The sequence below is a fragment of the Phaeovulum molybdatiresistens genome, assembly GCF_023544865.1.
GTDB lineage: Bacteria > Pseudomonadota > Alphaproteobacteria > Rhodobacterales > Rhodobacteraceae > Pontitalea.
In genome coordinates, this window is record NZ_JAMJFX010000011.1 from 75,526 (window position 1) to 85,199 (window position 9,674).

A 9,674-nucleotide genomic window follows, 5' to 3' on the forward strand; every position below is an offset into this window, starting at 1 on the left:
AGGGTGCCACTTTGTCCGCGATCAATCCATCGCTTTCAGGCGTGATCCGGCCGCCGCCGGTGCGCCGTCTTTGTCACCTGCCGGCTTTGACAACCATCGCTGGAGACGCCCAAGGTCAGAGTTGCGTTGTGACGGAGATGAGGTGTCGCCGATGGCGCGATACGCTGGTTGCCCAATACAAACCAAGGGTTGTCCGCAGGCCATCGGTGTTTTCGTTCGCGACGGCACCGCAGCTCGCCCTGCCGCTGGGCCTTCTTGCAGGCCTGCGACCCGTGGACGGCGCGTTCGGGGCGGGCTCGATCAACGCCAAAATCGGGCTGCGCCTGCTGAATTGCGCCGAAATACGGGTTGGGCCGGTCGAAACCGCCGCAGAAAGCGGATTGCCGATGGCTGAGCTGACCCTAAGGCGGCGGATCGGGTTGGCGCAGGTCGTTCTCTACGGGCTGGGTGTGACCATCGGCGCCGGGATCTACGCCCTGGTCGGCAGCACGATTTCGCTGGCGTGCGTCCATGCGCCGGTGGCCTTCGTGCTGGCCGGGCTGATCATGGTCTTTTCTGCTGCCTGCTTTGCCGAATTGTCCGGTCGCTATCCCTATGCCGCGGCCGAAGCGCGTTTCGTGCGCGAAGGCTTTGCCTCACGGGCGCGGTTCGTTGTGGTTGGCCTGGGGGTGGCCATGATCGGCATCGTGTCGGCTGCCGCCATCGTGCATGGCGCCTTCGGATACCTGTCCAGCGCGGTTCCCCTGTCGCCGCCGGTCCTTCTGGCGCTTGTCATCGGTGGCTGCGCGATTGTGGCCTCGATGGGGATTCAATCGTCGGTCGGCATTGCCGGCGTCCTGACCCTTGTCGAGATCGGCTGCCTGCTGCTGATCATTGGCGGCGGGCTCTGGGCCGGCCGCGATATCGCCGGTCAGGCGGCCTTGGCGGTCCCGGCCACCCTGTCGCTGCCGGTCTGGGCCGGCGTCATGGCCGCCAGCCTGCTGGCCTTCTTTGCCTTCATCGGCTTCGGGGATGTCGTTTCCATCGCCGAGGAGACGACGAACCCGCAAAACACCCTGGCCCTGGGGATTTTCCTGACGCTGGGGATCACCACCTTGCTGTATCTGGGGGTGGTCCTGACCGTCCTTGCCACCAACGACTTGGCCGAAATCGCGTCGCACCCCTCGCCACTGACCTTGGCCTTCACCCGCAACACCGGCCTGCCCGAGATCGTGCTGGTCGCGATCGCCTCTGCCGCCACGCTGAACGGCGTGATCGTGCAAATCCTGATGGCCGGAAGGGTGATCTTTGGCATGGCGCGGGACCGCGAATTGCCGGGTCGGCTGGCGCGTCTGTCGCCGCGGACGGCCACGCCCGTGTTCGCGACGATGGTCTGCGCCGTCGCTTGTATTGGCCTGCTTGTTGCCGGTGTGCTGGCAGAAGCCTAGGCGTTCATTGGCCGGGACTGGCGCAAGGCACATGCCGTAGGCATCCGATGTGCCGGTTGCTAACACGTCAATTGCATCATTTCGCGCATTATCATCCTGATTTCATTCAATCGGGATAGCCTTGATGACGATATTCCCGACGCCATTGCATATGAGAAGATCCCGCCATGTCGAAATCCAGTTCCCTTTTGATCGCGGCCCTTGTCATCGTGCTGGGGTTCGTGGGCTTTCTGTTCTGGCGCGGCAACGGCGGCGATGCGGTCCCAGCGGGCTTTGCGCGGGGTAACGGGCGGATCGAGGCGGTTGAGATCGTCGTGGCCTCGAAATACCCCGGGCGGATCGACAGATTACTGGTGCGCGAGGGCGAACTGGTCGAGGTCGGCCAACCCTTGGTGCAACTGGACATTCGCCAGATCAAGGCGGCGCGCCATCAGGCCGAGGCCGAATTGCAGCGTGCCGAGATCTCGGTGGAAATCGCGCGCCTTTTGATCGAACAGCGCCGGTCCGAGGTGCGTGCCGCCGAGGCCGTCCTGGCACAGCGCAACGCCGCTGATGAGGTCGCGCAGCGCCAGCTGACCCGCTCTACATCGCTGGCCGAAAGCTCTGTTGCGTCGGAACGCACGCTGGAAATCGACCGCTCGAACGCGCTTGGGGCGATCGATGTGCAGATCGAAGACAGCACCCTGAAAGCCCCGCGCAAGGGCCGCGTTTAGTATATCGTGACGCGTGAGGGCGAAGTGGTCGCCGCCGGCGGCCGGGTCGTGAACATGGTCGACCTGAACGAGGTCTACATGACCTTCTTTCTGCAAACCGCCGCTGCGGGCCGCGCGGGCCTTGGCACCGAGGTGCGGCTGCTGCTGGATGCTGCGCCCGACATCGCGATCCCGGCCAGCATCTCGTTCGTTTCGGACGTGGCGCAGTTCACGCCGAAGACGGTCGAAACCGAGGTGGAACGCGAAAAGCTGATGTTCCGCGTGCGCGCCCGGATCGCGCCGGAACTGCTGGCGAAATACCTTGACCACATCAAGACCGGGCTGCCCGGCGTCGCCTGGGTGCGGCTTGACCCCGCCGCCCCCTAGCTCCAGGCCGCCGGGGGCCGGGTGCTGGAATGACCGCCCCGCCGGTGGTGCGGACGCAGGGGCTGGGGCTGCGCTACGGCAAGGTCGCAGCGCTGGACGACGTGACCCTTGATCTGCCCGCGGGCTGCGTTGTCGGGCTGATCGGGCCGGACGGGGTGGGAAAATCCAGCCTGCTGGCGTTGATCGCGGGCGCGCGCAAGATGCAGGTAGGCGCGTTGGAGGTGCTGGGCGGCGACATGGCCCGCGCCAGCCACCGCCCGCGGATCTGCCCGCGCATCGCCTATATGCCGCAGGGTCTGGGGCGGAACCTGTATCCGACGCTGTCGGTGCGCGAGAATGTCGAATTCTTTGGTCGGCTGTTTGGCGAAGCGAGGGCCGAACGTGACCGCCGCATCGCCGATCTGCTGGCCGCGACCGACCTTGACGCCTTTGCCGACCGCCCCGCCGCCAAGCTGTCGGGCGGGATGAAGCAAAAGCTGGGCCTGTGCTGCGCGCTGATCCATGACTCGGACCTGTTGATCCTGGACGAGCCGACCACTGGCGTCGATCCGCTGTCGCGGCGCGAATTCTGGGCGCTGATCGACCGCATCCGCGCCACCCGTCCGGGGATGAGCCTGCTGGTTTCCAGCGCCTATATGGAGGAGGCGGCGGGTTTCGATCATCTGGTGGCGATGGATGCGGGCCGCGTGCTGGCGACCGGCAGCCCCGCCGATCTGATGGCGCGCACCGGCACCGCCGATCTGGATGCGGCCTTCATCGCGCTGTTGCCCGAGGATCAGCGCGCCCGGCACCGCGCGCTGATCATCCCGCCGCGCGGCGCCGACAGCGGCAATGGCCCGGTGATCGAGGCGGAAAACCTCTCGGTCCGCTTTGGCGATTTCACCGCCGTCGACAACGTCAGCTTCCGCATCCAGCCGGGCGAGATCTTTGGCTTTCTGGGTTCCAACGGCTGCGGCAAGACCACGACGATGAAGGTGCTGACGGGCCTGCTGGAACCGTCCGGTGGCAGCACCCGCATCTATGGCCACAAGGTCGACGCCCGCGACATGGCCACGCGCAAGCGCATCGGCTACATGACGCAGTCATTCTCGCTTTATGGCGAACTGACGGTGCGGCAGAACCTGGCGCTGCACGCGCGCCTGTTCGACATGGCCCCCGAAGGGATCGCCCCGCGCATCAATGAACTTGCCGCCCGCTTCGACCTGACCGACGTGCTGGACAGCCTGCCGCTTGGCATCCGCCAGCGTCTGTCGCTGGCGGTGGCGCTGATCCACCGACCCGAGATCCTGATCCTGGATGAGCCGACCTCGGGCGTCGATCCGGTGGCGCGGGATGTGTTCTGGCAGGCGCTGGTCGATCTGTCGCGCAAGGACGGTGTCACGATCTTCCTGTCCACCCACTACATGTCCGAGGCGACGCGCTGCGACCGCATTTCCCTGATGCACGCAGGCCGGGTTCTGGTGTCCGGCACGCCCGAGTCGATCCGGGCCGAGGCGGGCGCCGAAACGCTGGACGACGCCTTTGTTCACCACCTGCGGCAGGCCGCGAATTCGGGCGCCCCGCCAACGGCGGCACCGGTCCGCCTTGACACCGCGGGCACGCCCGGGCGGCGCGGGCGCTTCAGCCTTGCCCGCCTTCTCAGCTTTTCGTGGCGCGAGGCGCTTGAACTGCGGCGCGATCCGATCCGGCTGACCTTGGCCAGCCTGGGCAGTGTGATCCTGATGATCGTGCTGGGCTATGGCATCTCGATGGATGTGCAGAACCTGAAGTTCGCCGTTCTCGACCTGGATCAGACCATCGCCAGCCAGTCCTATGTCAACGACCTTTCGGGGTCGCGCTATTTCGACGAACAGGCACCGCTGATCAGCCACGCGGATCTGGATGCGCGGATGCGCGCGGGTGAGATCAGCCTGGCGCTGGAAATCCCGCCCGGCTTTGCCGCGGATGTTGAGCGCGGCCGCCCGGTGGAAATTGGCGCCTGGTTCGACGGCGCCATGCCGATGCGGGCCGATACCGTGCGCGGCTATGTGCAGGGGATGCATGTGCACTGGTTGGCCGAACAGATGCGCCAGATCTACGGCGACAGGGCCGTGACCGGCAGTTACGACCTTGAGGTCCGCTATCGCTATAACCCCGATGTCGAAAGCCTTGCGGCCATGGTGCCGGCGGTGATCCCGCTGCTGTTGATGCTGATCCCGGCGATGCTGGCGGTGCTGTCGGTCGCGCGGGAAAAGGAAACGGGGTCGATCGTCAACCTTTACGTCACCCCCGCGCGGCGGTTGGAGTTTTTGTTGGGCAAGCAGGTGCCCTATGTCCTTCTGGGGTTCCTCAACTTTGGGCTGCTGCTGGCCTTGGCGGTCTTTGTCTTTGGCGTGCCGGTGCGGGGCAGCCTTTTGGCGCTGACAGCGGGGGCGGCGATCTATGTCGTGCTGTCCACAGGGATGGGCCTGCTGATTTCCGCCTTCACCCGCAGCCAGGTCACCGCGCTGGCGACGCTGATCCCAGCGGTGCAATATGGCGGCATCATCGACCCGGTTTCTTCGCTTGACGGCATGGGCCGCGTGATTGGTGAGGTTTTCCCCACCAGCCATTTCGTCACCATCTCGCGCGGGGCCTTTGCCAAGGCGCTGGATTTTGGCGACCTTGGCGCCTCGTTCCTGCCGCTTCTGGCGCTGGTGCCGGTGCTGGTGGCGTTTGGCGCGGTCTTTGACCGCAAGCAGGAGAAATAGGCGATGCGGGCAAGGCATGTGGCGCATCTGGCGGTGAAAGAGTTGCGCGGGCTGTTGCGCGAGCCGCTTTTGCTGGTGCTGGTGGTCTATTCCTTCACGCTGGACATCTACACCCACGCCACCGCCATGCCCGAAACGCTGAACCGTGCGACCATCGCCATCGTGGACGAGGATGCCTCGCCCCTGTCACGCCGGGTGGCGGATGCGTTCCTGGCGCCCTATTTCGTCGCCCCCGCCCAGATCGACCTGGCCCAGATGGATGCGCGGATAGATGCCGGGATCGATACCTTTTCCCTGGTCATACCGCCCGAGTTTCAGCGCGATCTGCTGGCCGGCACGCGGCCCGCGCTGCAGCTGAATGTCGATGCCACGCGGATCAGCCAGGCCTTTACCGGCGCGGGCTACATCCAGGGCATCGTCGATCAGGAAATCACCACCTGGGCCGGAGACGCGCGCGCGGTGCCGGTCGATCTGGCGCTACGCGCGCGGTTCAACCCCAGCCTCGATCCGGGCTGGTTTGGCGCGATTACGGCGGTGATCAGCGCGGTCACCATGCTGTCGATCATCCTGTCGGGCGCGGCGCTGATCCGCGAGCGCGAACACGGCACGGTCGAACACCTGCTGGTGATGCCGGTGACCGCAGCCGAGATCATGACCAGCAAGGTTCTCAGCATGGGGGCGGTGGTGCTGGTGGCGACGGGGCTGTCGCTGACCGTCATGGTGCAGGGGGTGCTGGGCGTGCCGATCGCGGGCTCGGTCGTGCTGTTTCTGGCAGGGGCGACGCTGATGCTGTTCGCCACCACCTCGCTGGGGATTTTGCTGGCGACGATCTCGGGGGCGATGCCGCAGTTCGCGATGCTTCTGTTGCTGGTGCTTCTGCCGCTGGAAATCCTGTCGGGCGGGATGACCCCGCGTGAATCGATGCCCGAAGCGGTGCAATATGTGATGCTGGCCGCGCCCAACACGCATTTCATCGCGCTGGCCCAGGCGGTGCTGTTCCGCGGCGCGGGCGCTGATTGGCGCTGATTGGCGCGGTGATGTTCGCGATCGCCCTGCGCCGCTTCCGCGACTTCCTGCGCTGATCCAAGGCCAACGCGGGCAGATCCCATGATCACGCCTGACGGTCAGAAAACCCTGCCAGAACCGCAAAGGTTTTGCCGAAAACATTGGTCCTCGCCAGGTGATTGTTCGCAAGGGGGGCGCCTGGCCCAAATCGGCCGCTTTTGCCGGGCCGCTTCTGGCAAGGGGTGACTTGCCCCACAGCAGCCTTTCGTGATCAGCGCTTGAAGATAAGCGTGATGGCGAAGCTATAGCTGTTGCTGGTCACTACACCGTAGAACTTTATAAGAAGGTCCGCCTGGCATGCGCCGAGTGAACTTCCCCATCCCCTCCAATTGCGCAAACCTGAAAACCTCTCTTCGGCAAGCCGATAGCCAGCATGCTGATCGGTGTCGTCATCGATATGCACTCCCTTCGGTTCCGATCCATTATGGCATATGAGATGCGGTTGGGCCGGCGGCGATGTCGCGCGTTCCCCCGAACTGGTATGCCCATAGACAACCGGGCCGGGCCACCTGGCAAAGACCGTCATCCTGCCGGCGCCACCTTTTCCCCTGAACTTGATGCCCGGACAGACGTACAACAAAAAGATATATCCAAAAGATTCAAATAGCGGCAAAAAGTCGCATAAAAGAGTTGACCGAAGGATAAAGATTATCCAAAAGTTAACAGGATTTTCGTTTCAGTTCTTTGTGGTGAGTGTTTGCAGGTTCATGTTCAGGTAGCCTTTTCAGGGTTTGTTCCCAAGGCCCGTTTGACCGGGTCTGTGTGCGCGCTCGCCATGGGTCTTGCCGTCGCTGACCCCGCCTTTTCCGCCCAGAAGTTCGGGGATTGGGGTCTGGCGTGTGAAGATCGGGCCGCTTGTGTCATCGCTCAAAGCCTGATGGCTGAGGATCGCAGCTGGCTTGCAACCGTGATGATGCAGCCCGACGCCGAGACGTCGGGGGCGCTTGTGCAGGTGATCGTGCCTGCGGGGGTGCATCTGGCCTCAGGGCTTTATCTTCAGCTGGGTGGATCGGATGCGCTGGCCGCGCGCTGGCTGGTCTGCAGCCCCGAAAATTGTCGCGCCGAACTGCGCCTTGCCGCTGCCGATCTGGCCGCGTGGAAGACCGGGCGCGCGGCGCAGATCCGCTATCGCGCGCGGTTGGATGGGCCGGTGGTGGCGTTCGATCTGTCGTTGATGGGGGTCACGGCGGCACTGGATGCAGCAGGGGGAAGCCGATGACGCGCTGGCGGGGTCTGATTCTGGGTGCGGTTCTGGGGCTTGCGGTGCAGGCCGCGCAGGCCGAAACCTTCACCCTGCGGGGCGTGACCTTTTCCGATTCAATCTACCTGACCGAGAGCCAGTTGCAGGACGCGGTCGCCCCCTATCTGGACCGCCCGATCACCTTTGAGGATGTTCAGAAGATGCTGGCCGATGTCGACCGGCTTTACGTCCTGTCGGGGATCGTGACCGCGCGCGCTGTGCTTTTGCCACAAGAGGTGCCTGACGGCATCGTCAAGCTGGATCTGATCGAGGCCGAGATCGGCGCGGTGCAGGTTGAGCCGCTGGGCGGCACCCGCGCCGATTTCATCCGCCGCAACCTGTCGGTCGCGGAAGGCGAAAAGCCCGATTATGAGGCGCTGGAACGCGACCTGCGGATCTTTGAGCTGGCCCATGATTTCGTGCCGCAGCTGACCTTTGGTCCGGGCGAGACGACCGGCACAGTGAATGCAGTGATCGGCGGCAACGTGCCCGAACGGTTTACCTGGACGGGCTCGCTTGACAATTTCGGCACCGAGGAAACCGGTGAAACCCGCGCGACGATCGCGGGCCGCTGGGCCAATGTGTCGGGCCTTCGCGACACGCTGTCGTTTCAGCTGCAGGGGTCCGAGGGCAGCTATTCCGGCGCGTTTGGCTATTCGCGGCCTGTGGGCGGCTGGCAGGGCGGGCGGATGACGGCGACGCTCAGCTACACCAATTCCAACGTGATCCGCGCCGATTTCGCCGCGCTTGATATCGTGTCCGATACGGTCCAGGCCTCGGTCGGCTATCGCGTGCCGTTCCGCGTGCAGCCGGATCGCCATTTCATGTTCGATATCTCGCTGGTGGCCGAGGAAACGACATCGACGCTGGGCGATGTGCCGTTCCAGACCACCACCCTGGTCGAGATCGTGCCGCAGCTGTCCTGGTCGCGCAAATGGGACCGGCAAAGCCTGTCGCTTTCCGCGGGGCTGAAGATCGGCACCTCGGATACGTTGGAAACCTCGGAAACCGAGGGCAGCTATACCCTGCTGTTCGGCAGCGCCAATTACGCGCGCCGGGTGGGCGAGACAATGGGCTTTGAGGCATCCGCCATCGTGCAGCTGGCCCCCGACCAGAACCTGCCGGTGCCGCGCCTGATCAGCGCGGGTGGCATTTCAACCATGCGCGGCTATCCCAACAACATCCGCAGCGGCGACAGCGGCGTGATCCTGCATACCCAGATTTCGCGGCTGGTGCCCTGGGATCTGGGCGAACGGGTTCGCGTCACGCCCTTCGCCTTTGCCGATGGCGCGCTGGTCGTGCCCTACCGGACCGATGGCAGCATCGACACGGATCAGGACCTTTTGTTGTCGGTCGGCGCGGGCGCGCGCTTTGACATGGGCGATGATCTGAGCGGGCTGCTGATGGTGGGTGTGCCCCTGCGAGAGACGCTTGGCTTTGACGATCAAGGCAGCGGCCGGATTTATGCCGGCCTTGATTACAGATTTTGACTGAACGACGGAGAGATCACGTGAAAAGACTTCTGGGCACGATCCTCGCTGCCTCCCTGCTGACGGCCCCCGCGCTTGCCGAGGACACAAAGCCCCCCGCAAAGCCGGGTTCCGAAGCCGCCGCCGTGGCCCCGGCCACCGGCGGCAGCGAGATCGCGAACAACACCGCCTTCGGCGATTGGGTCGTGCAATGCGAGGCGGTCACCACCTCGCGCAACGTCTGCCGCATCGTGCAGGAACTCAGCCGTGCGGATACGAACGAACTGGTGGTGCGCTTCATCGCGCTGCCCGCGGCCGAGGACACGGCGATCTTGTTGGCGCAGGTGCCGATCGGCGTCTACCTGCCCGGTGGCGCGGTCTTCCGGCTGGAAGGCAAGGATGACGAAGAACAGCGCGAGATGATCTGGCAGCGTTGCATGGGCAACCTGTGCGAGGCGGCGCTGTCGATCGATGCCGACGAAATGGCCAAATTCGCCGAAGCCGGCGGCATCCTGTTCGGCTATCGCCCCGACATCCAGGCCGAGCCGGTGATCGTGCGCGCCGAAGTCGCGCGGTTCGGCGAGGCGATTGCGGCCATCGGCACCGCGAATTGATGTGGGCGGGCGCCGGGTGACCGGCGCCCCCTGTTTCGCCCGGGTCCGGGC

The 9,674-nt window shown here is 64.7% G+C and carries 9 protein-coding genes; 8 read left to right on the forward strand and 1 reads right to left on the reverse strand.

Annotation, left to right across the window (positions count from 1 at the left end):
- Positions 1 to 386: 386 nt before the first annotated feature.
- The 5 genes from MXB90_RS09715 to MXB90_RS09735 all read left to right on the forward strand — a co-directional run bounded on the left by MXB90_RS09715 (position 387) and on the right by MXB90_RS09735 (position 6,261).
- On the forward strand, positions 387 to 1,427 hold the full coding sequence (locus MXB90_RS09715; protein ID WP_250044065.1) for an APC family permease: 1,041 nt from the start codon (positions 387 to 389) through the stop codon (positions 1,425 to 1,427).
- Positions 1,428 to 1,594: 167 nt separating this feature from the next.
- Positions 1,595 to 2,140 carry an HlyD family secretion protein gene (locus MXB90_RS09720; protein WP_250044067.1) on the forward strand — a complete coding sequence of 182 codons (546 nt, stop codon included), beginning with the start codon at positions 1,595 to 1,597 and terminating at the stop codon, positions 2,138 to 2,140.
- A gap of 6 nt (positions 2,141 to 2,146) precedes the next feature.
- Entirely contained in the window at positions 2,147 to 2,506 is a 360-nt protein-coding gene (locus MXB90_RS09725) for an HlyD family efflux transporter periplasmic adaptor subunit (protein WP_250044069.1), read from the forward strand.
- Between the two features lie 29 nt (positions 2,507 to 2,535).
- Positions 2,536 to 5,235, forward strand: coding sequence for a ribosome-associated ATPase/putative transporter RbbA (gene rbbA / locus MXB90_RS09730; protein WP_250044071.1), 2,700 nt, complete (start codon positions 2,536 to 2,538; stop codon positions 5,233 to 5,235).
- Between the two features lie 3 nt (positions 5,236 to 5,238).
- Positions 5,239 to 6,261 (forward strand): ABC transporter permease, encoded by a 1,023-nt coding sequence (locus MXB90_RS09735; protein WP_250044073.1) that lies wholly within the window; start codon positions 5,239 to 5,241, stop codon positions 6,259 to 6,261.
- Positions 6,262 to 6,511: 250 nt separating this feature from the next.
- Here the strand turns inward: MXB90_RS09735 and MXB90_RS09740 are convergent, their stop codons facing one another.
- Positions 6,512 to 6,703 (reverse strand): hypothetical protein, encoded by a 192-nt coding sequence (locus MXB90_RS09740; RefSeq protein WP_250044075.1) that lies wholly within the window; start codon positions 6,701 to 6,703, stop codon positions 6,512 to 6,514.
- 372 nt (positions 6,704 to 7,075) lie between these two features.
- Here MXB90_RS09740 and MXB90_RS09745 point away from each other — a divergent pair, with 372 nt between their 5' ends.
- Genes MXB90_RS09745 through MXB90_RS09755 form a run of 3 tightly spaced genes read left to right on the forward strand, consistent with a single transcriptional unit; the run spans position 7,076 to position 9,623 of the window.
- Positions 7,076 to 7,519 (forward strand): invasion associated locus B family protein, encoded by a 444-nt coding sequence (locus tag MXB90_RS09745; protein ID WP_284040791.1) that lies wholly within the window; start codon positions 7,076 to 7,078, stop codon positions 7,517 to 7,519.
- On the forward strand, positions 7,516 to 9,030 hold the full coding sequence (locus tag MXB90_RS09750; protein WP_250044078.1) for a ShlB/FhaC/HecB family hemolysin secretion/activation protein: 1,515 nt from the start codon (positions 7,516 to 7,518) through the stop codon (positions 9,028 to 9,030). Before MXB90_RS09745 ends, MXB90_RS09750 begins: the two co-directional genes overlap by 4 nt.
- Positions 9,031 to 9,050: 20 nt before the next feature.
- On the forward strand, positions 9,051 to 9,623 hold the full coding sequence (locus MXB90_RS09755; protein WP_250044080.1) for an invasion associated locus B family protein: 573 nt from the start codon (positions 9,051 to 9,053) through the stop codon (positions 9,621 to 9,623).
- Positions 9,624 to 9,674 lie beyond the last annotated feature (51 nt).